The organism is Pontibacter silvestris (genome assembly GCF_020907275.1).
Lineage (GTDB): Bacteria > Bacteroidota > Bacteroidia > Cytophagales > Hymenobacteraceae > Pontibacter > Pontibacter silvestris.
Genome location: NZ_JAJJWI010000016.1, coordinates 56,672 through 81,756, shown reverse-complemented (window position 1 = coordinate 81,756; position 25,085 = coordinate 56,672). Strand labels below are relative to the sequence as shown.

25 protein-coding genes and 1 other RNA gene are annotated in these 25,085 nt (G+C 41.1%); 12 read left to right on the top strand and 14 right to left on the bottom strand.

Annotated features, from left to right (window positions below):
• Positions 1-28 precede the first annotated feature (28 nt).
• From LN995_RS15065 to LN995_RS15050, 4 genes are all read left to right on the top strand, one after another.
• Positions 29-1,513, top strand: a complete 1,485-nt coding sequence (locus LN995_RS15065) for a LamG domain-containing protein (protein ID WP_229961910.1) — start codon at positions 29-31, stop codon at positions 1,511-1,513.
• Complete coding sequence (locus LN995_RS15060; protein WP_229961909.1) at positions 1,453-2,016, top strand: T9SS type B sorting domain-containing protein; 564 nt, start codon at positions 1,453-1,455, stop codon at positions 2,014-2,016. The genes LN995_RS15065 and LN995_RS15060 overlap by 61 nt, the downstream gene beginning before the upstream one ends.
• A 152-nt stretch (positions 2,017-2,168) precedes the next feature.
• Positions 2,169-3,653 (top strand): lipopolysaccharide biosynthesis protein, encoded by a 1,485-nt coding sequence (locus LN995_RS15055; RefSeq protein WP_229961908.1) that lies wholly within the window; start codon positions 2,169-2,171, stop codon positions 3,651-3,653.
• A 302-nt stretch (positions 3,654-3,955) separates the two neighbouring features.
• Positions 3,956-4,609: a hypothetical protein gene (locus LN995_RS15050; protein ID WP_229961907.1), complete on the top strand. Its 654-nt coding sequence runs from the start codon at positions 3,956-3,958 to the stop codon at positions 4,607-4,609.
• A 25-nt stretch (positions 4,610-4,634) separates the two neighbouring features.
• Here LN995_RS15050 and LN995_RS15045 read toward each other — a convergent pair whose 3' ends face one another.
• The 6 genes from LN995_RS15045 to LN995_RS15020 all read right to left on the bottom strand — a co-directional run bounded on the left by LN995_RS15045 (position 4,635) and on the right by LN995_RS15020 (position 8,076).
• Positions 4,635-5,351 carry a cell division ATP-binding protein FtsE gene (locus LN995_RS15045; RefSeq protein WP_229961906.1) on the bottom strand — a complete coding sequence of 239 codons (717 nt, stop codon included), beginning with the start codon at positions 5,349-5,351 and terminating at the stop codon, positions 4,635-4,637.
• A 6-nt stretch (positions 5,352-5,357) separates the two neighbouring features.
• Positions 5,358-5,561, bottom strand: a complete 204-nt coding sequence (locus LN995_RS15040) for a fructose-6-phosphate aldolase (RefSeq protein ID WP_229961905.1) — start codon at positions 5,559-5,561, stop codon at positions 5,358-5,360.
• A gap of 100 nt (positions 5,562-5,661) precedes the next feature.
• Positions 5,662-6,318 carry a fructose-6-phosphate aldolase gene (gene fsa, locus LN995_RS15035; RefSeq protein ID WP_229961904.1) on the bottom strand — a complete coding sequence of 219 codons (657 nt, stop codon included), beginning with the start codon at positions 6,316-6,318 and terminating at the stop codon, positions 5,662-5,664.
• 115 nt (positions 6,319-6,433) lie between these two features.
• Positions 6,434-6,531: signal recognition particle sRNA small type (ffs, locus tag LN995_RS15030), an RNA gene on the bottom strand.
• Between the two features lie 147 nt (positions 6,532-6,678).
• Positions 6,679-7,371: a DUF421 domain-containing protein gene (locus tag LN995_RS15025; RefSeq protein WP_229961903.1), complete on the bottom strand. Its 693-nt coding sequence runs from the start codon at positions 7,369-7,371 to the stop codon at positions 6,679-6,681.
• A 9-nt stretch (positions 7,372-7,380) separates the two neighbouring features.
• Positions 7,381-8,076 (bottom strand): DUF421 domain-containing protein, encoded by a 696-nt coding sequence (locus LN995_RS15020; RefSeq protein WP_229961902.1) that lies wholly within the window; start codon positions 8,074-8,076, stop codon positions 7,381-7,383.
• A gap of 271 nt (positions 8,077-8,347) precedes the next feature.
• Here LN995_RS15020 and guaA point away from each other — a divergent pair, with 271 nt between their 5' ends.
• The 5 genes from guaA (at position 8,348) to dcd (ending at position 14,085) form a co-directional block, all read left to right on the top strand.
• Positions 8,348-9,877, top strand: coding sequence for a glutamine-hydrolyzing GMP synthase (gene guaA / locus LN995_RS15015; RefSeq protein ID WP_229961901.1), 1,530 nt, complete (start codon positions 8,348-8,350; stop codon positions 9,875-9,877).
• Positions 9,878-9,993: 116 nt separating this feature from the next.
• Positions 9,994-11,670: an ABC transporter substrate-binding protein gene (locus LN995_RS15010; protein WP_229961900.1), complete on the top strand. Its 1,677-nt coding sequence runs from the start codon at positions 9,994-9,996 to the stop codon at positions 11,668-11,670.
• A gap of 25 nt (positions 11,671-11,695) precedes the next feature.
• Positions 11,696-12,994, top strand: a complete 1,299-nt coding sequence (gene hemL, locus LN995_RS15005) for a glutamate-1-semialdehyde 2,1-aminomutase (RefSeq protein WP_229961899.1) — start codon at positions 11,696-11,698, stop codon at positions 12,992-12,994.
• 46 nt (positions 12,995-13,040) lie between these two features.
• Positions 13,041-13,370 carry a DMT family transporter gene (locus LN995_RS15000; protein WP_229961898.1) on the top strand — a complete coding sequence of 110 codons (330 nt, stop codon included), beginning with the start codon at positions 13,041-13,043 and terminating at the stop codon, positions 13,368-13,370.
• Between the two features lie 178 nt (positions 13,371-13,548).
• A complete protein-coding gene (dcd, locus tag LN995_RS14995; protein ID WP_229961897.1) occupies positions 13,549-14,085 on the top strand; it encodes a dCTP deaminase in 537 nt (178 codons plus the stop codon).
• Between the two features lie 164 nt (positions 14,086-14,249).
• Here the strand turns inward: dcd and LN995_RS14990 are convergent, their stop codons facing one another.
• Positions 14,250-15,185 (bottom strand): DUF389 domain-containing protein, encoded by a 936-nt coding sequence (locus tag LN995_RS14990; RefSeq protein WP_229961896.1) that lies wholly within the window; start codon positions 15,183-15,185, stop codon positions 14,250-14,252.
• A gap of 334 nt (positions 15,186-15,519) precedes the next feature.
• Here LN995_RS14990 and LN995_RS14985 point away from each other — a divergent pair, with 334 nt between their 5' ends.
• A complete protein-coding gene (locus LN995_RS14985; RefSeq protein ID WP_229961895.1) occupies positions 15,520-15,972 on the top strand; it encodes a hypothetical protein in 453 nt (150 codons plus the stop codon).
• Positions 15,973-16,044: 72 nt separating this feature from the next.
• Here LN995_RS14985 and gldC read toward each other — a convergent pair whose 3' ends face one another.
• Entirely contained in the window at positions 16,045-16,383 is a 339-nt protein-coding gene (gene gldC / locus LN995_RS14980) for a gliding motility protein GldC (protein ID WP_229961894.1), read from the bottom strand.
• 41 nt (positions 16,384-16,424) lie between these two features.
• Between gldC and LN995_RS14975 the strand changes: the two genes are divergently transcribed.
• Positions 16,425-17,510, top strand: coding sequence for an endonuclease/exonuclease/phosphatase family protein (locus LN995_RS14975; RefSeq protein WP_229961893.1), 1,086 nt, complete (start codon positions 16,425-16,427; stop codon positions 17,508-17,510).
• Between the two features lie 360 nt (positions 17,511-17,870).
• On the opposite strand, the gene dnaN is transcribed toward LN995_RS14975, so the two are convergent.
• From dnaN to LN995_RS14945, 6 genes are all read right to left on the bottom strand, one after another.
• A complete protein-coding gene (dnaN, locus tag LN995_RS14970) occupies positions 17,871-18,995 on the bottom strand; it encodes a DNA polymerase III subunit beta (RefSeq protein WP_229961892.1) in 1,125 nt (374 codons plus the stop codon).
• A gap of 107 nt (positions 18,996-19,102) precedes the next feature.
• Positions 19,103-20,803, bottom strand: a complete 1,701-nt coding sequence (gene gldG / locus LN995_RS14965) for a gliding motility-associated ABC transporter substrate-binding protein GldG (RefSeq protein WP_229961891.1) — start codon at positions 20,801-20,803, stop codon at positions 19,103-19,105.
• The gene (gene gldF / locus LN995_RS14960; protein WP_229961890.1) at positions 20,797-21,525 is read right to left on the bottom strand and encodes a gliding motility-associated ABC transporter permease subunit GldF; all 729 of its coding nucleotides are present in this window, start codon (positions 21,523-21,525) and stop codon (positions 20,797-20,799) included. Before gldF ends, gldG begins: the two co-directional genes overlap by 7 nt.
• Positions 21,526-21,622: 97 nt before the next feature.
• On the bottom strand, positions 21,623-22,537 hold the full coding sequence (gldA, locus tag LN995_RS14955) for a gliding motility-associated ABC transporter ATP-binding subunit GldA (protein WP_229961889.1): 915 nt from the start codon (positions 22,535-22,537) through the stop codon (positions 21,623-21,625).
• A gap of 219 nt (positions 22,538-22,756) precedes the next feature.
• Entirely contained in the window at positions 22,757-23,485 is a 729-nt protein-coding gene (locus LN995_RS14950; protein WP_229961888.1) for a hypothetical protein, read from the bottom strand.
• A 54-nt stretch (positions 23,486-23,539) separates the two neighbouring features.
• Positions 23,540-24,247 (bottom strand): SDR family NAD(P)-dependent oxidoreductase, encoded by a 708-nt coding sequence (locus LN995_RS14945; protein WP_229961887.1) that lies wholly within the window; start codon positions 24,245-24,247, stop codon positions 23,540-23,542.
• A 102-nt stretch (positions 24,248-24,349) separates the two neighbouring features.
• Here LN995_RS14945 and LN995_RS14940 point away from each other — a divergent pair, with 102 nt between their 5' ends.
• On the top strand, positions 24,350-25,081 hold the full coding sequence (locus tag LN995_RS14940; protein WP_229961886.1) for an MlaE family ABC transporter permease: 732 nt from the start codon (positions 24,350-24,352) through the stop codon (positions 25,079-25,081).
• The last annotated feature ends 4 nt before the right edge of the window (positions 25,082-25,085 follow it).

The following is a 25,085-nucleotide window of genomic DNA, read 5'->3' as shown; positions in this document are numbered from 1 at the left end:
TAAATAATTATCTAATTTCAGTTCAACCTTGAGAACAAGAACATACTTCTGCTTACTAATTTCCGCCATTCTTTACATCTTAAATAATAATATTCATGCACAAGGATCTGGTAATGCCTTTAAAATGGATGGTTTGAATGACTATGTAGGGTTTGATAACAATAACAGAGGCATTGAAAATGAAGTTACTGTAGAAGCTTGGATAAAGACAAACTCCTTTGGACATCACCATATTCTATCTAAATATGATCGTGATGCTGAGAGAGGCTTTCAGCTACTTATTCAGAATGGGAAAGCTTGTTTGGCAGGCAGAGATGGATCTGGAAGCTATAGATTGTCAGGCTATTCCGCTACAATAGTAGCAGATAACAGCTGGCATCATATAGCTGGTGTAGTTCATGAAGGAACATGGACAATATATGTAGATGGGAAATTGCAGAACCAGTTCATTTCCAGATATGAGAATACAATATTAAGGAGCAATGAAGAACTTTTGATAGGGAATTATTACTATTCCCAATTAGGTAATCACTTTTATAATGGCCAGGTCGACGAAGTAAGGATTTGGAAAAGGGCACTTTCGATTGAGGAAATCAGACAGAACATGTGCCAGTCTGTTCCTGTAGCTTCCACTGATCTGGTAGCATATTTTAAGTTTGATGAAACATCTGGCAGTACAGTAAAAGATTACAGCAACTTAAGCATAGATGGCGTGCTTAGAAACACAACCATTGCCACTGCTAAAGTAACCTCTGGTGCCCCTATAGGTGATAAAAGTATTTACCTCTACCCTAGTAGCTGGGCAGGGCAGCAGCTGGAAATTAAAGACGAATATAACAATTCGTTTAAAGTAGATTCTGTTGGAATAGGTTCTCCTATGGTTGGCATTCATCTTTATCATGTCCGTTCAAGGCCAAACTCATTGGCAGGATTAAATAATGCAGTTGATTCTTATTATGGTGTTTTTACCGCTATAAGCCCAGCAACTGCATATAAAACCAATTATGCGGTTGAAGACAATATATGTAGTGCCAGTTTCTTTTCAAGGGCAGATAATTCGGTTCTTTTTTGGAATCCATTGGCAACAACAGTACAGGAAGGAAAAGCAACAGCAAAAACGGATGGCAACAGCAAGGAGTATGTTGTTGCAACAGCACCTGTAGGTAAAGTTAATATACAAGGTCCCAACTATTTCTGTGCTGGTTCAACAATAGAGCTATCTGTTATAAGCGACGCCACACCAATATGGAGCACCGGAGAAACAGGCAATAAAATAACAGTAAGCAGAGGTGGAAAATATTGGGTAAGCATTCAGGACGGCAACTGTCTATTAACAGATACCGTGCAGGTTCAGGCATTTCCCAAACCTGCTTTATCTCTTGGAGATGATATAACAATATGTGATGGTGAAACAGTAGAGCTTGGCGCTCCACCTGGTTTAAATAATTATGTATGGAGCACCGGAGCAACTACTTCTTCTATAAAAGCAACTACAGTGGCAAATATTGGATAACGGCAACGAATCCTTCAGGCTGTTCAGAAACAGATACGGTCAACATATCAGTGATTCCCTCAGCTGATATTGCATTACCATCAGAAATAAATGTTTGCTATGGCAACACCGCCAGATTAAATGCCGCCACCATAGCTGATGCGACTTATACCTGGAGCACAGGCCAAACGACACCTGAAATTGAAGTTGCATCTACATCACACTTATATGAAGTGACAATACATGTTAATGGCTGCTCCTACACCAGAACTATACAGATTATTGAAGAAGAGTGTCCAATAATACCCAATATCATAACGCTTAACAACGATGGCAAAAATGACACTTTCCTTCTTGAAGGAGCTAACCCTGAGAATTTTGCTTTAGAAATTCTGAACAGGTGGGGAAAGTCTATATATAAAACAGAACATTATAATAATAAATGGCCTTCGTCTGACCTTTCCACCGGTACCTATTACTACTTGCTAAGAAGCCACATAAGTCAAAAGTCTTTTAAAGGATGAGTAGAAGTAGTTAAATAAACTCATCCACTACCTAACCTTGTCTCAGAATATCTTTATGTTTAAGCTTGAAGAAGTTTAAGGCAGAGAAATATTATCTGCTTAGTTGAGAAGCAAAAGATAAAGCATAGTTTTGCAACCAGATTCTTGAAAACATGGGTAAACTGCAGCGCGAGGGTATCTGGAACACCATCATTTCTTATGCCGGAATAGCAATCGGTTATATCAATACCATTCTGCTCTTTCCAAACTTCATGGATGAGAACCAGGTAGGGCTTACACGCCTCATTGTTTCTCTGTCCGTGATGTTTGCTCAGTTCTCTGCCCTTGGCTTTGTAAACATGGGCGTGCGGTATTTCCCCTACTTTCGTGATAAAGAAAATAAACATAATGGGTTCCTGTTTCTGCTGCTTTCGGTGCCAATGCTGGGCTTTATACTCGTGTCGGCACTGTTTATTGTTTTCAAACCCATCGTAGTTGATTATTACCAGCAGAACTCGCCCCTGATTATTGACTACTACTATTATATTATTGTACTTTCGTTTTTTACGCTGCTGTTTAACCTGCTTACAGCTTATTTACGCTCCCTCTTTAAAACAATTGTATCTTCTCTGGCGCAGGATTTCCTGCTGCGTGTTCTTACCTCTCTATTGATAGCAGTTTATGCCTTTAACTGGATTTCTTTTCACCAGTTTGTACTGCTGTACGTCTGTATAAACTCTCTTGCTGTTTTAGTGCTGATAGTTTATACTATGTGGTTAAAGCAGCTCTTCATCATGCCTTCGCTTAAAGGATTACGCATATTCCCGCTGGGTGAGATGCTGAACTATGGCCTTTTTACCTTCATGGGAAACATTTCATCCACCATTATTACAACAGTAGACCAGGTGATGATCAGCTCCTACAGCCTGGGCGACAACGGCATTTACACCACTGCGTTTTTTATGACGAGTGCCATTATGATACCAGCCCGATCTATTTACAAAATTGCTTTTCCGCAGGTAGCTGAGTATTGGAAAGAGCAAAATATGGCTGGTATGAAAAACCTTTATAAGCAAATCACTCTTATTAATCTTATTGTGGGGCTGTTGTTGTTCGTAGGAATATGGGCAAATATTGACAACCTTTTCTCATTTATGCCTGAAGCCTATCGTGCAGGTAAGTACGTGGTGTTGTTTTTATCCATGGCACGCCTTATTGACTTAGCAACTGGTATTAATGGCATTATACTTGCCACCTCTGAAAAGTATCGCTGGGATTTATTGTTCAATGTTGTCTTGGCTGTCCTTACCATCTGGACCAACTCCTACTTTATTCCAATCTATGGCATTAACGGTGCTGCACTGGCCTCTATGTTGTCTTATATTATTATAAACCTGCTAAGGCTCTTCTATGTACAATGGGTATATAAAATTCAGCCCTTTGCTTTAAGTTCTGTAACTATCACTATCATCGCGGCACTGGCTTTGGGGGCCACTTACCTCCTGCCCTACCTTGGCAATGTTTACTTAGATATGATAGTGCGATCACTGTTGATTATAGCTATTTATGGCAGTCTCACACTTGGGTTTAAGGTCTTTCCTGAGATGAATGAGCGGCTGCGAAAGCTTCTGAGACAGTACTTTGGGTTAAAGTTGTAGCTTAAGGCTTATTTTATCAGCATCAGGGTTACAGAAACAATTTTCTAAGTATACATTTATTATACATCGGCCGTAAGTATAAATGAGTAGCGTCTTTACAGACTGAGATCTTTATAGTAGCATCGGCACCTGCTCCTTTGATAAGACATAACGAACCTATTCTTTAACTACCTCTCCATTTCAAGTTAGCTATTGAAGTTATCAGTAAGCTCAGAAAGCTTTAGCTCTGCTGCTAAGGCTACACATTAAACCATTGCTTTCCGGCTGCGTTAATATTTTATAAACCAAATTTTTGTTCTAAAATGCTCCAGAAAATTAGAAGTACTGCTATCGCACTTATCATAATTACTGTTGCTGCCTGCAATTCAAATGGCAGTCAACAAGAAGGTGAAACTGCTTTCCAGGAATATGAAGCGTTTGTGACGCAGGTAGAGCGAGATACCTCTGCAGATGTTACTGCTATAGATAGCAGTGCCTGGAATAAAAGTACTCAGGAGTTACAGCAAGAGTTCGATCAGCATACAGAAAACATGGAAGTGTATTTAGAAAGCTTCAAGCCTGAGCGCCGGGAAGAAGTACGAAACCTGATGCAACGTTATGATCAGGCTTTTGAACGAAGGCAGCAAAATTACGAAGAAGTAAGCAGGCGGTATAAACTTAGAAAGGAAATGCTGGGGGTTGAGGTTAATTCAGATGATCTGAACAACATAAAAGCCCAGGACCTTCCAGAGACATACCAGCAATTTGTAAATGCATTGGATGACCGGAAAGAAAACTTAGACAGCAGAGATTGGGAAATAGTAGAAGGATTATGGAGTGCTCTGAATAACCGCAAACGTTCTCTTGAGAATGAACTAGATCAGTCGGCCCGTAATACGATAGAGCAACAGCAAAAAAAATTCCTGGAAATAAGTAACAATTATAAAACAACTGCTCAGGCTAATGCGACAGAGTAGTTGTAAACGCATAAATTTTGCTTACTTATAATCTATAGCCGCTAACCAGATCAAAGGCTTCTTCTTTAGAATCTATCACTCTGCCATTCTCACATTTAAGAACACGCTTCGGATAACGGTTTATAATTTCATAATTATGAGTCGCCATAAGAACTGCTGTTCCACTATTGTTTATCTCCAGGAAAAGGCTCATTATATCATCAGCTACTGCAGGGTCTAAGTTACCGGTAGGCTCGTCGGCAAAAAGAATAAGTGGCTCGTTTAATAATGCACGTGCCACAACCACCCGCTGCTGTTCGCCTCCTGATAATTGGTGCGGCATTTTATTTGCTGATGCGTCCAGTCCTACACGCATCAGAACTTCCGATATACGCTGTTTTCGCTTAGATGTATTTCGCCAGCCTGTTGCTTTTAAAACAAAAGCCAGGTTTTCAGCCACTGTACGGTCGAACAGCAGTTGAAAGTCCTGAAAAATGATACCTATTTTTCTACGAAGGAATGGCACTTGCTTTCGAGACAGCTTAGCAAGGGTAAAACCAGCTACAGCAGCAACCCCTGTATATAAAGGCAAGTCGGCATAAAGTGTTTTAAGCAGGGAGCTTTTGCCACTTCCTGTACGGCCAACTAAATAGACGAACTCTCCTTTCTCAATATCAAAATTGACATTGCTCAGGATGGTATTTACATCTTGATAAACAGCTACATCTCGTAGCGAAACAACAGGAGAGGAAGAAAAATTCATGTAAACTTAAATCTCTAATTTCTGAAGCTTGCCAAACTCCAACCCTTCTATCAATAAGGCAAGAGCATCTTCTTTGCCCTCTAAGCCATAGCGGTCCAGATTCTTTAGAGGACGATCGGCACGAAAATAAGCAATAAGCACAAAATTATTATCCCGCAACTGTATATAGTCAGGAATTTTGGCCTTTCCCTTAACTTTTATAATGTACATCCTTTTGAATTACGAATTAAGAATTATTAACTAGAAACACAGCAAGCAAAGTTAGGCTTACTTCACCTCTAATTCATAATTCTTAATTCACAATTATAAACTAAGCGTTTCCTTTTGCGTGGTCAGCAAGGAAAGTTTTAAGGCCACTGTCGGTAAGTGGATGCTTCAATAAACCTGTAATTACAGATAAAGGGCAGGTTACAACATCTGCTCCAACTTCAGCACATTGTACCAAGTGCATTACATGGCGTACTGAGGCTGCCAACACTTGCGTCTGATAGCCATAGTTACCATAAATGTTTACAATCTGCTCAATCAGTTGAATTCCATCAGTTGAAATATCATCTAAACGACCAACAAAAGGAGAAACATAAGTAGCTCCGGCCTTAGCTGCCAATATTGCCTGTCCTGCAGAGAAAACCAACGTACAGTTTGTTTTAATGCCGTTCGCGCTAAAATGATGAATAGCTTTGATACCATCCCTGATCATTGGCACTTTAACTACAATGTTCGGATGTAATTCAGCAAGGGCTTCGCCTTCACGAACAATCTCGTTGTAATCAGTGGCAATTACCTCTGCACTAATGTCGCCATCTACAATTTCGCAAATCTGCTTGTAGTGCGCCATTACATTATCGTGACCAAAGATACCTTCTTTAGCCATTAGTGATGGGTTAGTGGTAACGCCATCCAACACACCTAAATCGTATGCTTCCTGAATATCTTTCAGGTTTGCAGTGTCAATAAAGAATTTCATAGTAATGTGATATAGATTTATTACAAATCTAATGTATTATTCCGAATCTGAAAAGAATATGAGGTTTATTTGGAATAATAAATGTAAAATATACATTTAAAAGGCAGGGCAAAAAAAAGTGGCAAACCAACATCGCGCCGCTACGACCGCCTACCCTTGCTACCTTCCGGTCCTGGGGGAGTTTGGCGGGAGCTGGCCGTGCCGATTTGCCGATACAAAAGTAGTAAACTTTTTGTTCAACCCAAACTTATGCCTGAAAATTTATTTTTTATTTTGGTACCTGATTAAACAAGTAGTGTTACCCTTTATTTCCCAATCCATTATTGCGAGGTTGAACTAAATGCAGCAAGTTTCTAAGAACTATGCACACACGGCCTGTGCCCAATCCTTACTTGAGCAACGTGCACAAGGAAGTACAGGTCGCTCCTGTGCCATAACGACATCACCACAGCTGCAACAGGCAAAAGCATCTTTTGCAAGAGACTGCTCCTCAAAAAATTCGCTATCCCAGCGTGGAATGATAGAAAGCCCAGGTCTTGGATGCTTAAATGTATAAACTGTAAAAGAACCATTTGCTTCAATATACACCCTTTCTGCTCTGCCCAGGTTTCCGATCTCCTCGCTCCTTAATTCAGCAAACAAACGCTCTCTGGTAAGTCTGGTTTTTTCCATGTTATTTAGGTTTAAAACACCGTCTTTTACAATTATGTCCATATCATCAAGAATGGTACTTTCAAAATTAGTATCATTCGCTGATCTCAAAGAGACAATATACTGTACTCCAATAACCACAACTGCAATAATAACGATGGGAAGTAAGCCCCTTGTTGGATCAGCCATGGGCACCCCTATTGCAGCGGCCATGGATACCAGAGAAGCCATCTCCATGCGTGTCAGTTGGGCAGCCATCCTCTTCCCCATAACCCGCATTGAAAAAATGAGGATAAAGAAAATGAAGAGGACTCTAATAACTACTTCTATGAGAAAAGACCAGGGAACTTCACCTAATAATATCCTTAACCAATCGGTAATTTGTATATCTTCTGGTTTCATGTTAATGTACTAGCTTAACGTTGGGTTGGTCCATTCCTGATACTGGCAAAGGTTACATGGTTTGTTTATGTAATTTTCATCATAAGCCACAAGATTTCCACATTTCTTGCAGACCAAGTTTTCAAGTTCTTTGTCTACAGGCTGTGGAAGCTGATGATCCCGCCCTGGAATAATGCTTAACCCTGGCTTGGGTTCAGCCCTTTTGAAAACACTAAAGAAGCCTCCCGACTCTAAGTATACCCTCTTTATTTCTCCTAAGTGCCTGATTTTATGTGTGCGTAGAACCCCGAAAAGCTGCTCTCTGGATACGCGGGATTTACCCATTTCCTCCAAGACTAAAACACCATTTCTCACCATCAAACTAACATCACCCTGCGTTACAACCTCTACCTTTCTATGCCTGAACGACAACATCCCCAGCCCCTGTTGAAGAAACAGTAAAACTGTTAGGCTAACAAATGCCGGTAGCAAACCACGATCAGGTATCTGCATAGCTGGTGAAACTATAGCACCGAGTGTCAACATTATTGCCATTTCAGTTAATGTTAACTGTGCGTTCATACGCTTTCCGAGCATCCTCAGAATAAATATCAGGAACAGGAAAATGATAATTGTCCGGAAAAATGATTCGAGCATGAATTCCAGAGGCACTTCTCCAATAAGGATACGCTCCCAGTTTGTTATATCTAATTCATCTTTATTCATAGCTTAAAAGAATACGCCTTAGACAACATGTAGTTACGCTTAATTGAATAGTAAAAGTACTTATATGAATGATTAAATACGGTTAATAAAAAGAAAGAACTCCAACTGGCTTTTAAAACATTGTTTCGTTCTGAAAGAATTTACAATCGATAAAAGTATATGACAATACTGTTAGAGAACATCTTGTTAAGTGACTTGAATTTATTCTCCCTATTTACAAAATCATCTTAAAGAAGTTAGTAAAAACTGTAAAAGAGCCTTAATTTTGCACATGCCAGAAAAAATTCTCATTCTCGACTTTGGCTCCCAGTTTACCCAGCTTATAGCCAGAAGGGTACGTGAGCTTAATGTTTATTGCGAAATACACCCTTACAACAATGTGCCAGCTCTTACAGAAGATGTAAAGGGCATCATCTTGTCAGGCAGCCCTTGCTCGGTGCGTGATCAGGAGCACCCCACCATTGACTTGAGCCAGTACCTTGGCAAGTTGCCGGTGTTGGGTGTGTGTTACGGAGCCCAGCTTATAGCTTATGAGCATGCCAGCGAGGTAACGCCTTCTACTATCAGGGAGTACGGTCGTGCCCGCTTAACAGAAATACACAATTCAAACCGCCTGCTGAAAGAACTGACGCTGGGTTCTGTTGTGTGGATGTCTCATGGTGACACCATCAAGGAAATTCCTGATAATATTGAGGTAATCGCCAGTACAGAAAGTGTGCGTGTTGCCGCATATAAACTACGTGACCAGGAAACATACGGGATTCAGTTCCACCCTGAGGTTACGCATTCGGCAGAAGGAAAGACCCTGCTCCGCAACTTTGTAGTGCACATTTGTGAATGTGAGCAGGACTGGACATCAGAGCAATTTATAGAAAACACCGTAGCAGAACTACAGCAAACTATCGGGAACGACAAGGTGGTGCTTGGCCTTTCAGGTGGAGTAGACTCCAGCGTAGCTGCTATGCTGATTCATCAGGCAATTGGTAAAAACCTATACTGTATTTTTGTAGACAACGGTTTATTGCGCAAAGATGAGTTCGAAACAGTATTGGACTCATATAAACATATGGGCCTTAATGTAAAAGGCGTTAATGCAAAAGATAAATTTTATGCTGCTCTCGCCGGCATTAGTGATCCTGAGCTGAAGCGTAAAGCTATCGGGCGTATATTTATAGAAGTGTTTGACGATGAGGCGCACCTGATTGAGGATGTAAAATGGCTAGCCCAAGGTACCATTTACCCAGACGTTATTGAGTCTATTAGCGTAAAAGGCCCGTCTGCCACTATTAAGTCGCACCACAACGTTGGAGGTCTTCCAGATTATATGAAACTGAAGGTGGTGGAGCCTCTGAAGACATTGTTTAAAGACGAAGTACGTTTAGTAGGTAAGACCTTACAAATTGATGAAACCATTATCGGACGTCATCCATTCCCTGGTCCTGGGCTGGCCATTCGTATTTTAGGTGACATAACACCGGAAAAGGTACACATTTTGCAGCAAGTGGATCATATCTTCATCAGCAACCTTAAAAAAACAGGTTTATACGACGAAGTATGGCAAGCCGGTGCTATCCTGACCCCCGTACAATCGGTGGGTGTAATGGGCGATGAGCGAACGTATGAAAGTGTAGTAGCGCTTAGAGCCGTAACCAGTGTAGACGGTATGACTGCAGACTGGTGCCGATTGCCTTATGAGTTCCTGGCTGACGTTTCCAGTGAGATCATCAACAAAGTTAAAGGAGTTAACCGCGTGGTGTATGACATTAGCTCTAAACCACCAGCCACAATTGAGTGGGAATAAATTTTAAGAACACAAATTCAGGAGGCAAGACACAAGGCTTTTATACTACAGTTATAATAGTCCTGTGTCTTATGTTTTATACCAATAATAAAATGAAGAGAAGCTTTTGGAAGCACATGGCAGGAATAATAGTAGCCGGCACACTTGCCCTACCTGTTCAGGCCCAGCAAAGTAATGAGGTGCAGTATCGGAATGGCAAAACGCTAATGGAGCAACAGCGTTATGATTTGGCAATGAATGAACTGTTGCCGCTCACAAACGCATCGCCTGACAATGCTTATGCACCTGAGGCCTCTTACTTTTATTCTTTAGCTGCTTTAAAAGCAAATAAACTGCAGGAAGCGTACCAGATGCTGGTACAGTTACAGAACCAGCACGCTCAATGGTCTGGCATGCCTGAAGCCGATTACCTGCTCGCAAATGTCCTTTTTGAGCAAGGAGAATATGATCATGCTTTAAGTAAACTGCAGGAATTAAAAGGCTCAGCACTTGAGTCTGACGCAGAAAGTTTAAAGCGATATTACCTTAACAGGTTAACAGACAGAACTACATATGAACTGCTGTTAGAGCGATACTGGAACGATAAAACCATTGCACAGGTATATGCTGATAAACTTCTTGGCGGCTGGTACAAAAAACAAGACAGGCAAACACTCGAAAATATTGTTACCCGGTTTAACCTCGATCGCAGCCGTTACCTTAGCAAGGATGCGTTTAACAACCTGGGTTTTAATGTAGCTGTACTTCTCCCCTTTCAGCTGAACCAGGACCTTATGCAGACTGCCCGTAAAAACCAATTTGTAACCGACTTATATGCGGGCATGCAGCTGGCGCAGGACTCTTTGCTGACACAAGGTATTCAGGTCAAACTGTTTAGTTATGATGTCGGAGCAGACACCTCGTCCACTAAACGAATACTTAACCTTCCTGAAATAAAGCAAATGGACCTGATTATTGGTCCTGTTTATAAATCGACTGCTAAGGTTGCCGCCAGGTTTGCAACAGAAAATAATGTAACAGTTATCAACCCCCTGTCACAGGATGCTCAAATGGCTAGCAGTGAAAATGTGTTCCTGTTTGAGTCATCTGTGGCAACACAAGCGCGGCAGGCGGCAGCGTACGCTTACCAGAACTTTTCACCCAAAACAGCCGTCATTCTTTATGAGAATACCAAAGACGACACGACTTTTGCCTACCATTACCGCCAGCAATACATAAAGCTTGGAGGTAAAGTAAAAGTATATAAGAAGATAAGTTCTAACGAGGCCTCTGTTACGGCTCAGACCTTTAAAGACCTGAAGTTAGAAGAAGTTGGTCATATGGCAGTTTTCTCTGATAAGATGACGGCGGCTGTAAATGCTACCAGCTTGTTGCAGAGTAAATCCAGAATGCTACCGCTGCTTACGTACGAAAAGTGGCTGGACATAAACCAGATTACATTGCGGCAGTTAGATGACCTGGAGGTGTACTTTGTTAGCCCTAAATATTTTAATAAGCTTAACCCAGCCAACAATTGGTTCAGAAAGCAGTACATAAGCAAGTATAACCTGCCACCGTCTGTTTATGCCTATTCCGGTTTCGAAATGCTTTACTACTTCGGAATGGCACTTCAGAACTATGGGGCTAACTTTAATCAGGCCTTACCAGCGGCAGGCGTACAGCCTGGTGTATTTTACCCAGGCATTGGGTACAACGATACCAGCATGCGTAACGAAATGCATCAGGATAACCAGTATGTACCTATTACAAAACTTGAAAACCTGCAGCTAACAGTAGTAAATCCTATTTTTTAACCACACAACATCGACTTTCTATTCCATGATACAAGCAACCAATAGCAACGAGCTTTTCGAACGTGCCAAACATAGTATTCCGGGTGGTGTAAACTCACCAGTACGTGCCTTCAGGGCCGTTGGAGGAAATCCTCGTTTTATGGTATCTGCCAAAGGAGCCTATATGTTCGACGAAGACGGAAACCGTTTCATTGAGTTCATCAACTCCTGGGGCCCTATGATTTTAGGCCATGCGGCTGAAATAGTGCAGGATGCCGTACAAGCTGCTATTCCGAACTCTTTATCTTTCGGTGCCCCTACCCGACGCGAAATAGAAATTGCAGAATTGATTGTAAGCATGGTTCCTGGCATTGAGAAGGTACGAATGGTTAACTCAGGTACTGAGGCTACGATGTCGGCTATTCGTGTAGCCAGAGGATACACAGGCCGCAGTAAGATTATTAAGTTCGAAGGCTGCTACCACGGGCATGGCGATTCTTTTCTGATAGCTGCCGGTAGTGGTGCTATTACACTTGGCGTACCAGATAGCCCAGGTGTAACCCAAGGTGTAGCTGCTGATACGCTTACGGCCCCTTATAATGACCTGGAAGCTGTTAAAGATCTTCTAGTTGCTAATAAAGACCAAGTTGCCGCTATTATTTTAGAGCCTGTAGCAGGAAACATGGGTCTGGTGCTACCGAAACAAGAGTTCCTGAAAGGGCTGCGTGAGCTTTGTGACCAGGAAAACATTGTACTTATTTTTGACGAAGTGATGACAGGCTTCCGTCTGGCTCCTGGTGGTGCACAGCAGTTGTTTAATGTAACCCCTGACATGACCACCTTAGGTAAAATCATAGGTGGAGGTATGCCTGTTGGCGCCTATGGAGGCAAATCGGAGATTATGGATTTTGTGGCACCTGCCGGACCTGTTTATCAAGCAGGGACATTATCAGGAAATCCTATCGCGATGGCAGCTGGTATGGCTATGCTTCGGCACCTGGACAACCACCCTGAAGTATATGAAAGGCTTGAAAAAACAACCACGAAAATTGTTAACGGGATAAAGCAGAACATGCAGAAATTAGGGCTGAATTATACCATAAATCAGGTAGGCTCTATGTTCAGCATCTTCTTTACAGAGCAGCCGGTGGTAGATTTTGAAAGTGCTAAAACCTCAGATACAGCCTTGTTCGGCCGCTACTTTAATGCAATGTTACAGCGTGGTGTTTACCTTGCTCCATCTCAGTTTGAAGCACTATTTGTTTCTACAGCTATTACAGATGAGTTGGTAGAAAAATTCTTACAGGCTAATTATGAAGCCCTGAAGGAAGCACATGAGGAATAAGCCATTAGAGAATGTAATCCTGTAACTGACTGAAGCTGCCTCTGCCATGCATTATGTTTATCTTTTATTAGCTATTATTTCAGAAGTAATTGCGACTAGTGCATTAAAAGCCTCAGAACAATTTACAAAGTTAACACCAAGCATTATTGTTGTTGTTGGTTATGCTATTGCATTTTACATGTTAAGCCTAGCCTTGAGAGTATTACCTGTCGGTATAGCTTATGCATTATGGTCAGGCGTAGGTATTATCCTGGTATCCTTAGTCGGTGTTGTGTTTTATAACCAGCAGCTTGATACTGCAGCCCTGCTTGGTATGCTTTTAATCATAGCCGGTGTAATCATCATAAATGTTTTTTCAAGGTCTGTCAGTCATTAATGTCTCATAAGTTCTTCATATAATAAATACCAGGCTAGTGTAAGTGTCGCCGCTTATTATGAAGAACTTATCAGATAACTTTAAAACAGGCTCTCATTCCTTCGAATCATTAAAATAAGATAATTAGCTCATATTCCCATATTTGCTTACTTTTACAGTCAGTTTTTTAGCCTACACCATGATACTTACAGATAAGCAGATTTTAGAGGAGATTGAGAAAGGGAACATCCTGATTGAGCCTTTTGATAGAGCCGGCCTTGGTACTAACTCCTATGATGTACACTTAGGACGATACCTGGCTAACTACCGCGATGAGGTACTTGATGCTCGTAAACATAATGAGATTGATGTGTTTGAGATTCCGGAAGAGGGTTTTGTGCTACGCCCTGGCACACTTTACCTGGGGGTAACAAAAGAGTATACTGAAACACACGCACATGTTCCTTTCCTGGAAGGAAAATCCAGTGTAGGCCGTTTAGGAATAGACATACATGCCACAGCCGGTAAAGGCGATGTAGGCTTCTGTAATACCTGGACATTAGAAATATCGGTATCTCAACCAGTAAGAGTATATTACAACATGCCTATTGGCCAGCTTATTTACTTTGAAGTAAGTGGTGGGATTGAAAACTACTATAATAAAAAGCCTAACGCCAAGTACAACAAGCGCACCATTACTCCGGTAGAGTCTATGATGTGGAAGAATGAATGGTAAAAGATCATAACAAAGCCCAATAACTTTAGTTATTGGGCTTTGTTATTTATGAGAACTGACACTCCCAAGAAGAGGAAGAGCTATAATAGCTTTTATTTAACCACCCCCAACTTACTGGATCATTCTGAAACATACATATAACTCCCACCTAGATATTAAAGTTTTTACACACTTGTGTCACGTTTGTGTGAACGGGAACGCTCCCAGTAGAGGTACAGCAAGGGCAGTACGAAAACCAGCGCAATATCTACAATAAACCGTAGAAAAGCCCTACCTGCAAGAGTAAAATCTTCATTCACTAAACCTATACCAATTATTGCAGCAGAAGGCACTAAAGCTAAACCGATCATTACACCAGATGTAAACACAGATTTATTAGTTGCTACTAAAATAGCACCTGCCACACTGGCCACTGCAGAGGCTAACACAGACGGGAAAGTAAATGTAGTCCAATATTCTAGCAGTTCCTTATCAGGGATATAATAACTGGTAGCCCCTACCATTGGGCTATAGTTCAGCGAAGCAAGAATAACAGCCGTGACCGCAGCACTTAATATTAAGGTTACATATGCTTTTAAAGTGTCCCAAATACCATAGTGCCACCTCTCGTACCTGGAAACAATACCTAGTGAAACTCTAAGAATGGGCATAAAACCAGGCGCAACTAACATTCCTCCTATAACTAAATGAATAGAGTTAGTAGCTATACCAATGGTAGCCAGTGCTCCTGATATTGTCATGATAATCAATGTATTAATAGTTGTATTACTATCATTACTAATGATCATTTCCATCTCTTCCCAGGTAGACTCATTATCGTCACGATAAACAGTGAATGAAGAACTAGTGGGTATAAAGCTATCTGGCTCGCTGGATAATATAGAAATCCCGTCTTTTTTACCTAAGCCAACTCCGTCAAGCACTCTCATCAGCTTCTGAAGATGCTTGTTAGGTGTAACAACCGTTATGACATCTCCGGGTGGTTTAACAGAAGCATTCTGTATTACTTGCAACTGCATAATGCCATCCATATTCTCCAAGTTCTTCAAAATCTCATCTGTCTTATCATAGGGTGAAGTGATACTTATAGATCGCGCCATTTAACTTAATTTATGTTAAAAAAAATTTACTTTTCATCTTCTGTATTCAATCCTCAATAAAACCTAAAGAGAAATTTACATAAGCTGCTTTCTAAATATTTGATGATAAATACTGTGCTTGTTATTACAGATACGGAAATACTCCGGGTTAGCCCATCATAATGTCTGAATAACCTATTTTGACCTGTAAAAAGGATGTTGGGTTAAGTAAACAATCTTGTACAATGTTATTTATATATATGGAAATGGGTAAGGAATGGAATTTTTTGCTAGTATGCTATGTTATACTTATAGACACGCAAACAACTCACTTAAAACTATAGAAAGGTAAACTATGAAGACACTATTGGTAATCACATGCTTAATGTTTGGATTTGTATTTACTACTGCTGCCCAGAATAATCCCATCAATGCACAGGAAAGAGCAACAAACCTATCAAACCAAATGATTCGAGATTTAGCGCTGAATAATTATCAGACTAAAAAAATACAAGAAATTAACTTTGATAAGGCCACTAAAATGCTTGCTGTAGAGCAGCAATATGCAGGTAACCAAGCTAAGATTGATGAGCTCTGCAAAGGCATTTGTGCTGAACGTGACCGTGAGCTGGAAAACGTATTAAGCATTGTCCAGTATAACCGTTACTTCGGCGCCAGAAATCAATACAACAATCTTGACAGAGAGTTTGTAGTAAATGCAGATAAAACAAATAAAGAAACAGGAACTAGTCTAACTAGCATCACTACTTTAGCAGATACAAACGCTAATTCACCTAAAGCAAACTAAAATTCAGTTACTTATAAAAACAGGAAAGCCCTTCCTTTTGAGGAAGGGCTTTCCTGTTTTTATAAGGTGCTACTAACCATTTTTCTGACGATCTTCTTCTACATGCTTCATCAGGTCTTCGCAAAGAGCACGCATTTTCTGAGCCATTACAGTGTCATTTGTGGCAGTAGCTACACTTTGAGCCATGGCACCAATGGTATCTATATAGAAATACTTCATCTCATCTACCGGCATATCTTTTGTCCAGAGGTCAATTTTCATTGTGCCTGCTTCATCACGATCCCACAGTGAAATATTAATGGCTTTTGCAAAATGAATCTTCTCTCCTGCATCGGTCGCACGCCAGCTAATAGCTTCAGGTACACGATTATCATCCAGGGCAATGCTAAAATATATCTCTGACTTCTTCATTATCTAATTAATTAAACTTTATAGTATAGAAACCTCGTAATATGTGTAAGTATATATATAAGGTACAAAGTTACACGATGCGTCACGGAATTAAAACTCTCTTCCTGCTTTTTACAATTCTTACCCTTACTGGCTGTGCCACAAGCACTACTTCCTCAAAAAAAGGAAGGCTGCATACTGTAGCTTTTTATAACACGGAGCGGCTCTATGATATCAATAACTCACCTTCTGCAAACGATGATGCCTTTACCCCTAGTGGAGCCATGCAATGGGATGAAGAGCGTTACCAAGTTAAGTTAGAGCACTTAGCATCTGTCATAGCCACAATGGGAGATAAAGAAGGTCCTGTACTTATAGGTTTAAGTGAAGTAGAAAACCACCAGGTACTGCGGGACCTGGTTAATTCTGAAGCTTTGTTGAAAAATAAGTATGGCATTATCCATTATGAATCAGAAGACCCACAGGGCCTTGATGTAGCCCTGCTTTACAGACCTAAATTTTTCAGTTTAACTTCTCAAGAAAATATTAGTATCAACTTCCCAGGTGCCAGCTTTAAGTCGAGGGGAATTCTGAAGGTAAAAGGAGTATTGCAGGGAGAAGAAATTACTGTTTACGTAAACCACTGGCCTCCGAAATACCGGAACAGCTTTGAGGGGGAGCGTCGCTTGCGAGCAGCAGCTACCGAGCTAAGAAAGCAGATAGATGCCCAGCAGGCTGTAAACAAAGATGCTAAAATTATTGTAATGGGTGATTTTGATGCAGAACCGAGCGCCAACATACTGAAAGATGTACTTAATGCTACAGGTAGGCCAAACCCTTACTATAATAAGGAGCTTTTTAACCCGTTTTACATTTATGATGTGCAGGGCACAGGAAGCTACCTTAACAGAGGTAGTTTTGAAATGCTTGACCAGATTTTAATTTCAAAATCATTAGTAGACGGAAGTAGCTTACAATACGTTAGAGGATCAGCTACTATTCATGCCACCAATGAGATAAAGTTCTTATTTGGGAAGTATAAAAACACTCCTAAACCTACTTTTTCAGGGGCTACCTACATGAGCGGCTATAGCGATCATTTTCCTGTATATATTAAGCTACAAAACAGAAAGCGCCAATTACAGTAGCTATACTTAATTGATATCAATCATGTATAGCTACTGGTACTTAATAAGCTCTGTTCTTTGCTAACTACTTAACTTTTAGAGAGTAATGATAGAAACTGCACATTTAATAGCTAATAACCTTTTATAGGTGAAAATTACAGTTCTTGTTCCTGTATACTGGAGTCAACTAAATTTTAAGAGAGGCTAAGCTTTTTCTATGCAGGCTGAGGATTCTATGTTTTAAAAGACTGCTTTTAAGAAAAAGTCAATTAAGAAATTCCTGCTTTTTAAATTGCTGATCTTAATATAATCAACTGTGACTGTGAAACAGAAAAGGCGAGCTTGCAGGCTCGCCTTTTCTGGTATGTAGAAAGAATTTATTTACACATAATTGTTCAGCATTACTGGCATTACCAGCATCAGAACATTTTCGTTGTCTTCATTAACAATTGGCATCAACAGACCTGCACGGTTCGGAGTAGATAGCTCGAAGGTAATTTCATCAGAATCGATGTTATTGAGCATCTCAAGAAGGAACTTAGCATTAAAACCTATTTCCATATCCTCTCCTTCGTACTGGCAGGTAAGGCGCTCATTTGCCTCGTTAGAAAAATCCAGATCTTCAGCAGATACCTGTAACTCAGAACCAGTCAGTTTCAGGCGTATCTGGTGTGTTGTTTTGTTTGAGTAAATTGAGATACGACGAACAGAACTTAGCAAGGCAGCTCGGTCAATAACTAACTTATTTGGATTCTGAACTGGTATCACATTCTCATAATCCGGGTAGCGCTCATCAATCAGACGGCAGATCATTCGGATATTGTCGAAGCTGAAGAATGCGTTTGACTGGTTAAACTCTACACGAACAGCAGTAGCCTCAGCTGGCAAAGTTGACTTTAATAAGGTAAAAGCTTTGCGAGGAATGATCAAGGAAGCTTCTTGGCTGGTGGCGATATCTGTCCGGCGGTAACGTAGCAGGCGGTGTCCGTCAGTAGCCACAAAAGTTACGTTATCAGAGCGAAGCTGCACAAAGATACCTGTCATAGCCGGACGAAGTTCGTCGTTACTTACAGCAAAAATTGTTTTGTTGATGGCTCTGGAAAGTACATTAGAAGGAATCTCAATAGCATTACCACCTTGTACTACAGGCACACGAGGGAAATCGGTAGCATTCTCTCCGGATAATTTATACCGACCGTTTGAAGAACTGATTTCAATAGTATAAGTCTCTTCGTCTATCGTGAAAGTTACCGGCTGGTCAGGCAGGTTTTTCAGCGTATCAAGCAATATTCTCGCAGGAGCGGCAATACGGCCGTTTTCTTTTGCTTCCACCTGCAGCTCTGTGATCATAGATGTTTCAAGGTCACTGGCAGTGATGGTAAGAACACTGTTATTTATTTCGAATAGAAAGTTCTCCAGTATAGGTACCACCGGATTATTGGTAACTACACCATTTATGCTGGATAACTGCTTTAACAGCGCAGAAGAAGAGACGATAAACTTCATTATGAATATCTATAATGTTATTAGGACAAAGTTATAAATTTTTCCCATTTATGCTATCTCTTCCGGCAGTCCTTTTTCATGTTTGCCTGTGTTATAGGCAGATAATTTTAGAAACGCTCATACTTTTGCTTGCGCATGTAATACCGGATAACTCCAAATACCACCAATAGTACAATCGGAGCCATCAGGTTCAGCAACTGCCAGTACGTTTTTTCCTCCCTCACCCGCACCCTGTCCAGAGGCCTTAATTGAACCTCTTTGCTTCTGACATTAATGAGACCCTCTGAATCCAGGAGGTAATGTATCGTGTTCATCGCCAGTTCTCTGTTAGCAAAGGTAATGTTATTGTATCGGTCGAAGCCAAGCTCGTAAGCCTGCCCTGTACGCGGATTTACTTCATTCCTCACGAGGTCACCATCAGAAAACACCGCAATTTTTGTAGGTATTCCCTCCTCTTTTACTTTGTTGCCCTGTATTCCTGCCGGTGCCCTGCGGTTTTTAAACAAGGAAGTAAATCCACCTTCTAGCAAAAACCCCACAGGCTGTTGCCCTGCCTGGTACTGTTCCGGGTTTACTTCCATGCGGGCTTCTTCAAGCGTTAACGGAACAGGTGCCTGCATAATACGGGAATAAGCAGACGTATAAATCAAAGGTGTCTTAAGAACTCCATCCGCTTTAACTGTATCCATGGTTCCTATAAACCTGGCATACACAGCATCCAGGTTCCTGGTAATAGGGTGCTTACTGAAAGTATTAAGAAGCGGGTAAAAACGCCAGTTCATCATTTCGGTCTGAGGCTGCTCGCCCATATAACCTGTTACCATAGGTATAAACCCGGAGTTAAGATCCATAACCATTGTCTGGTTCAGGCGCACACCATAGCGGAACAGCAGGTCATCGAGGTTCAGGTTGTAAGGTACAGCAAACATCCCTCCTGCACCTATACTATCCATATTGGCATTAAGGGCATCTACAAAAAACACAGCTTTACCTCCATTCATAACAAACTGATCAATTTTAAATTTATCAGCTTCTGAAAAGGCAGAAGTAGGTTTGGCAACAACAACTAAATCTAAACCCTCAAGTGACGGTATTTGCGAAAGCTCACCACGAGCCACACGATAATACTCCTGCAATGAGCCTAGTAAATCTGTAACCTGCTGCATTTCCAACTCTCCCTGCCCGGTTATGTAACCAATAATCTTGTTTCCCTGGAAAGCAACTTTTCGAATAGCATTAGCCAATTCATACTCTACACCCTCTACTGATTGGTTAAGGCGTACTTCTGAAGAGGCTGCAAGATTCCCCTTCAGTAGATTAACGGCAGCCTCTTTGCCTTTATATCTGATTACTGCACCTGGAAATACCAGGCGTTCTACCTGCTTTCCTTCTTCCGATGCTCTTAAATTGGTTGGCTGTATGCCTTTCTGCGCCAAAGTCTGGTAAAACTCCGTCCGTTGTTTCTCATCAGAAATATCGTTCGGGTTAATAAAGTTATAACGGATATTGCCTCCAGCATAAATGCGGAACTCATCCAAAGTCTCCCTCACCGATTGCTGCAAGCGTTTAAAACCTGCCGGAAAGTCACCTTCCAGGTATACATCCACCACTACCTCATCCTGCAGGTTACCCAGCATCTGTTTGGTTACTGGTGCAATGGTATAACGTTTATCCTCCGTTAAATCTAAACGTAAGAAATAAGTGGCAGCCAGTACATTAAACAGAATAATGGCTCCAACCCAACAAACAAAGCGAATTATATCGTTGCTACGCTTGCTCTTGTTCTGCTCTTGCGGTGTTGTTACCATTTTCTGCTCCTCAAAACAAGTCTTGTAGCTAAAACCATTATGGCTATTACGCTAATAAAATATAGCAAATCCCGTGAATCAATTAGGCCTTTGCTGATGGCGCTATAGTGATAGGAAATGCCTAACTGGCTAATCAGGTAGCCGTAACTGCCCACCCCTGGAATAGAAGCAATCAAATCAAAACCTGCGTACACGATGTAGCAAAGGAGTACTGCGATTACAAAGGAAATAATCTGGTTATCAGATATGGATGAGGCAAAAACTCCAATAGCAGAAAACACTCCTGCTAAGAAAATCAATCCGATATAAGACCCTACTACTGCGGCAGAATCAACATTGCCTTGTGGCGCTCCCAGTTCATAAACCGTATAGTAGTAGAGCAAGGTAGGCAACAGCGCAAACAATGCCAGCAGCAAGGCCGCGAAAAACTTCCCCAGTATAAGCTGAATATCTGTCAGAGGCTTGGTAAGCAGTAACTCTATGGTTCCCTCCCGCTTCTCTTCGGCAAAGGTGCGCATGGTAATGGCAGGAATCAGAAACAGGAATAACCAGGGAGCCATGTTAAACAGCGTCTGCATATCAGCATAGCCATACTCCAGTACACTGCTCTCGGGAAACACCCACATGAACATGCCGATTGCGATCAGGAATACCGCAATTACAATGTAGGCAATCAGTGAGTTAAGAAAGCCGTTAAATTCTTTTTTAAGTATTGATAACATCCTTTTAATTACGAATCATGATTTATAAATTAAGCTTTAGGCCAAACAGTATATAGCAAAAGTCAGCTCTCAATTTATAAAGCACAATTTCTGATTCTTAATTCTTCGTAAGTTGCTGAAATATCTTTTCAAGAGAGTTTTCTTCCTGTCGCAGACCTACCAGCGGCCAGTTTCGTTCGGCTGCTATTCGAAAGACAGAAGATCGTATATCTGCATCTTTATCAGAAATAACTCGGTAAGTATTACCTTGGGCTAAGCTAACGCTTAGAACACCAGTAATAGTCTGCAAAGCCTCCACCTCTACTGGTTGCTCAAAATCTACTAAGGTTACTTTCTCGCTACGGTTAGCAGCCTGTAAGCTGGTTACATCACTATTGGCAACTAACTTTCCCCTGTTTACAATTACAACTCTATCACATATAGCAGCAACCTCCTGCATAATGTGCGTAGAAAAGATCACTGTTTTATCCTGCCCGATACGTTTGATCAGTGCCCTGATTTCGACAATCTGGTTTGGATCAAGGCCAGTAGTTGGTTCATCTAAAATAAGCACCTTTGGGTCATGTACCAATGCCTGTGCCAGCCCTACCCGTTGACGGTATCCTTTAGACAGAGCCCCAATCTTCTTACTTTGCTCCTGCGTCAGGCCGCACAGCTCTACCATTTCCTGTACACGCACTTTTGCCAGCTTTCCTTTCAGGCCATACACTGAGGCAACAAACTGTAGATATTCATGCACGTACATGTCCAGGTAAAGCGGGTTGTGCTCCGGCAGATATCCAACACTGCGGCGAACAGCCATAGGGTTCTGCACCACATCATAGCCATTTACCTCTATTGTTCCGGCAGTGGGTGGCAGATAGCAGGTAGCTATTTTCATAGTCGTAGACTTTCCGGCACCATTTGGCCCCAGAAACCCCAGAATCTGCCCCTGCTCTACTGTAAAAGAAATATCATCCACAGCACGCTGCGAACCGAATATTTTTGATAAGTTTTTTACTTCAACAGACATCTAAAACATAAAAGATAAAGGACTTATGACTTACCTCTAAAAAAGATTAAGCTTATCGTCTTAAATCCTTTCAATTTAATCACAAAGCTACAAAAGCCGAGCCAGACTGTTTTTGTTTCTTATGCCTCGCTTTAGGCATAAGAGGTAGAACCTCTTATGCTGCATGTTTAGCAGAGTTCTATAGCCATTCTTATATCATGTTATGCTAAAACACTTCTTCTATTTGGTCAGCCGGTAAAGTACTCCAAGCCTGAAAACCCTGGAATAGACTTCCATTTTTGCTCCGTTAGAATACCCATTCACATAGTTAACAAGCCCATTTGCATAGCTGGCCGATAGGCCAACCCTTTGGTAATTTGCAGTTACCCCTACTCTAGGTCTTATATCTACAGATTGATTGTTCAACTCCAGGCTGGTTTTATGCTGCTCTCCCTGTATATCGGTAGCCGTTCCTTCTTCCTTACTGTTCAGACCAATTCCTATATCTGAACCGATGGTAACATCTAAGTCAAACGTTCCGGCTTTTAATCTTTTACCTATGAATGGCTGCAGATTAATGAAGTCATTTCTAAGATCAGATTGTCCGGAGGCCTGCCTATAGCCTAAGGAGCTAGTATTAATAGCTGGAGTAATAGAGACACCGCGTACATTCACACGGCTTTGTAAAGACTCTACCCCCGCCTCCAAACCCAGCAGTAGGTCAGTTTTTGATACCCTTTGAAACTGCACTGATGCACCGTAAGAAGATTTAAATCTTTTACCATATGGTGATATGGCCCCACTATTTTGCGTGTTGCTAGAATAAATTTGCAGAACCGTAGAATTAGACGCACTTACACCTCCAAACCTTGAAAGACCACCATTAACCTGTACCGAAACTTCCAGTTTCTGTCCGAAAGAAAATGCAGACAAGGCCATACCTAGTAATACTAAAGAAAGCTGTTTCATAGATAATAGATTATAACATTAACAAGCACTGTTCTTGTGTAAAAGCGGTGCAAACTACAAATCTCCCAACTGCGGCCTTATCAGAATTTCCTCTACTACACTACTGGCTGATAAATTGTAAGCTCCGTAGATAGACGTAGCCACATCTTCAGGTTTCATAAAACGCTCAGGAGGGAGGTCCACGCCTTCCCAACTAGCTGTATAAGTAGCTCCTGGCAGTATGGCAGTTACTTTCACGTTATGCTCTTTCAGTTCCTCACGGAGTACTTTTGTCATACCATAAAGCGCAAACTTTGAGATGCAATAAGATCCACCATTTGTATAAGCTGTGATACTTGCCGTAGAACACATATTAAAAATATGCCCTGAACGCCTTTCAATCATATCATGTACAAAAGCTTTGGACATATAATAGGCACTGTATAGATTCGTATTAATCATAAAAGGCAGTACCTCATCATCCTCCTTGTGTATCTCGCCGGGAGTAAACCATCCACTGTTATTTACCAGCACATCTACTTCTATATTTAACCCACGAACATATTCTACAAACGAGTCAATCGATTTTTTATCGCTCAGATCAGCCACCTGGTAAAACACTTTAGAAAAAGTATAATCCTGTTCTATCTCAAGCTTTAACTTTTGTAAATCCTTTTCGTTTCGGGAACAGGTAATAATATGGAAGCCCTCCCTGGCAAATTGTTCCACAACGGCTCTTCCTATTCCTTTTGTACCACCTGTAACCAAAATGTATCGTTGCATAAACATGTATCGTTTTATATGTTTTGTTATTTTAAACGTAATATAGGTATTTAACAGTATTTTTGTTCATATACCCTTATATAACTAGCTCATTAGTCCTTTATGTTACACCACTTCGGAAAGTATTTGTTTTTTTTATTCAGCCTCGTCAGACGAGGGGAGTCTGTTAGGGTTATTATTGATAAAGCTTTTGATGAAGCTATACTTATAGGTATTAATTCTGTTTTTATAGTAGGGGTAGTGTCCTTCTTTATAGGTGCAGTAACCTGTGTTCAGGTATCTTACAACCTTGTTAGTGCCTTTATTCCCCGCTCTACTATTGGTTATATGGTTCGGGAGATGACTATACTTGAGTTTGCCCCTACCGTTATAGGAATAGTGCTTGCCGGTAAAGTTGGCTCCAGCATGGCCAGTGGTTTAGGTACCATGCAAATTACAGAACAGGTAGACGCGCTGGAGGTAATGGGAATAAACGCGGCCTCTTACCTGGTGGTACCCAGAATCTTAGCTGCCTTATTCATGTTCCCGATGCTAGTTGTTATTGCTATGTTCCTTTCTATTTTAGGAGGTTTTCTAGCAGGTACACTTACAGGCCAAATAACTGCACAGGAATATATTGCAGGTATCAGAACAGATTTTATTCCTTACAATATTGGGTTTGCCCTTATAAAGTCAATTGTTTTTGCATTCCTGATTTCCTCAATTTCCTCGTTCAGAGGGTTTAACACTTCAGGTGGAGCTTTAGAGGTAGGCGAGGCAAGCACTGGTGCCGTAACTGACAGTGTAATCGCTATATTGGTGGCAGACTTCGTACTAGCCAATCTTTTGTTGTAAGGGA

Coding starts and splice junctions, on each gene's coding strand:
- LN995_RS15060 (WP_229961909.1), top strand. CDS start 1,453: ATGGAGCACCGGAGCAACTACTTCTTCTATAAAAGCAACTACAGTGGC.
- LN995_RS15055 (WP_229961908.1), top strand. CDS start 2,169: ATGGGTAAACTGCAGCGCGAGGGTATCTGGAACACCATCATTTCTTAT.
- LN995_RS15050 (WP_229961907.1), top strand. CDS start 3,956: ATGCTCCAGAAAATTAGAAGTACTGCTATCGCACTTATCATAATTACT.
- LN995_RS15045 (WP_229961906.1), bottom strand. CDS start 5,351: ATGAATTTTTCTTCCTCTCCTGTTGTTTCGCTACGAGATGTAGCTGTT.
- LN995_RS15040 (WP_229961905.1), bottom strand. CDS start 5,561: ATGTACATTATAAAAGTTAAGGGAAAGGCCAAAATTCCTGACTATATA.
- fsa (WP_229961904.1), bottom strand. CDS start 6,318: ATGAAATTCTTTATTGACACTGCAAACCTGAAAGATATTCAGGAAGCA.
- LN995_RS15025 (WP_229961903.1), bottom strand. CDS start 7,371: ATGAAACCAGAAGATATACAAATTACCGATTGGTTAAGGATATTATTA.
- LN995_RS15020 (WP_229961902.1), bottom strand. CDS start 8,076: ATGAATAAAGATGAATTAGATATAACAAACTGGGAGCGTATCCTTATT.
- guaA (WP_229961901.1), top strand. CDS start 8,348: ATGCCAGAAAAAATTCTCATTCTCGACTTTGGCTCCCAGTTTACCCAG.
- LN995_RS15010 (WP_229961900.1), top strand. CDS start 9,994: ATGGCAGGAATAATAGTAGCCGGCACACTTGCCCTACCTGTTCAGGCC.
- hemL (WP_229961899.1), top strand. CDS start 11,696: ATGATACAAGCAACCAATAGCAACGAGCTTTTCGAACGTGCCAAACAT.
- LN995_RS15000 (WP_229961898.1), top strand. CDS start 13,041: ATGCATTATGTTTATCTTTTATTAGCTATTATTTCAGAAGTAATTGCG.
- dcd (WP_229961897.1), top strand. CDS start 13,549: ATGATACTTACAGATAAGCAGATTTTAGAGGAGATTGAGAAAGGGAAC.
- LN995_RS14990 (WP_229961896.1), bottom strand. CDS start 15,185: ATGGCGCGATCTATAAGTATCACTTCACCCTATGATAAGACAGATGAG.
- LN995_RS14985 (WP_229961895.1), top strand. CDS start 15,520: ATGAAGACACTATTGGTAATCACATGCTTAATGTTTGGATTTGTATTT.
- gldC (WP_229961894.1), bottom strand. CDS start 16,383: ATGAAGAAGTCAGAGATATATTTTAGCATTGCCCTGGATGATAATCGT.
- LN995_RS14975 (WP_229961893.1), top strand. CDS start 16,425: ATGTGTAAGTATATATATAAGGTACAAAGTTACACGATGCGTCACGGA.
- dnaN (WP_229961892.1), bottom strand. CDS start 18,995: ATGAAGTTTATCGTCTCTTCTTCTGCGCTGTTAAAGCAGTTATCCAGC.
- gldG (WP_229961891.1), bottom strand. CDS start 20,803: ATGGTAACAACACCGCAAGAGCAGAACAAGAGCAAGCGTAGCAACGAT.
- gldF (WP_229961890.1), bottom strand. CDS start 21,525: ATGTTATCAATACTTAAAAAAGAATTTAACGGCTTTCTTAACTCACTG.
- gldA (WP_229961889.1), bottom strand. CDS start 22,537: ATGTCTGTTGAAGTAAAAAACTTATCAAAAATATTCGGTTCGCAGCGT.
- LN995_RS14950 (WP_229961888.1), bottom strand. CDS start 23,485: ATGAAACAGCTTTCTTTAGTATTACTAGGTATGGCCTTGTCTGCATTT.
- LN995_RS14945 (WP_229961887.1), bottom strand. CDS start 24,247: ATGCAACGATACATTTTGGTTACAGGTGGTACAAAAGGAATAGGAAGA.
- LN995_RS14940 (WP_229961886.1), top strand. CDS start 24,350: ATGTTACACCACTTCGGAAAGTATTTGTTTTTTTTATTCAGCCTCGTC.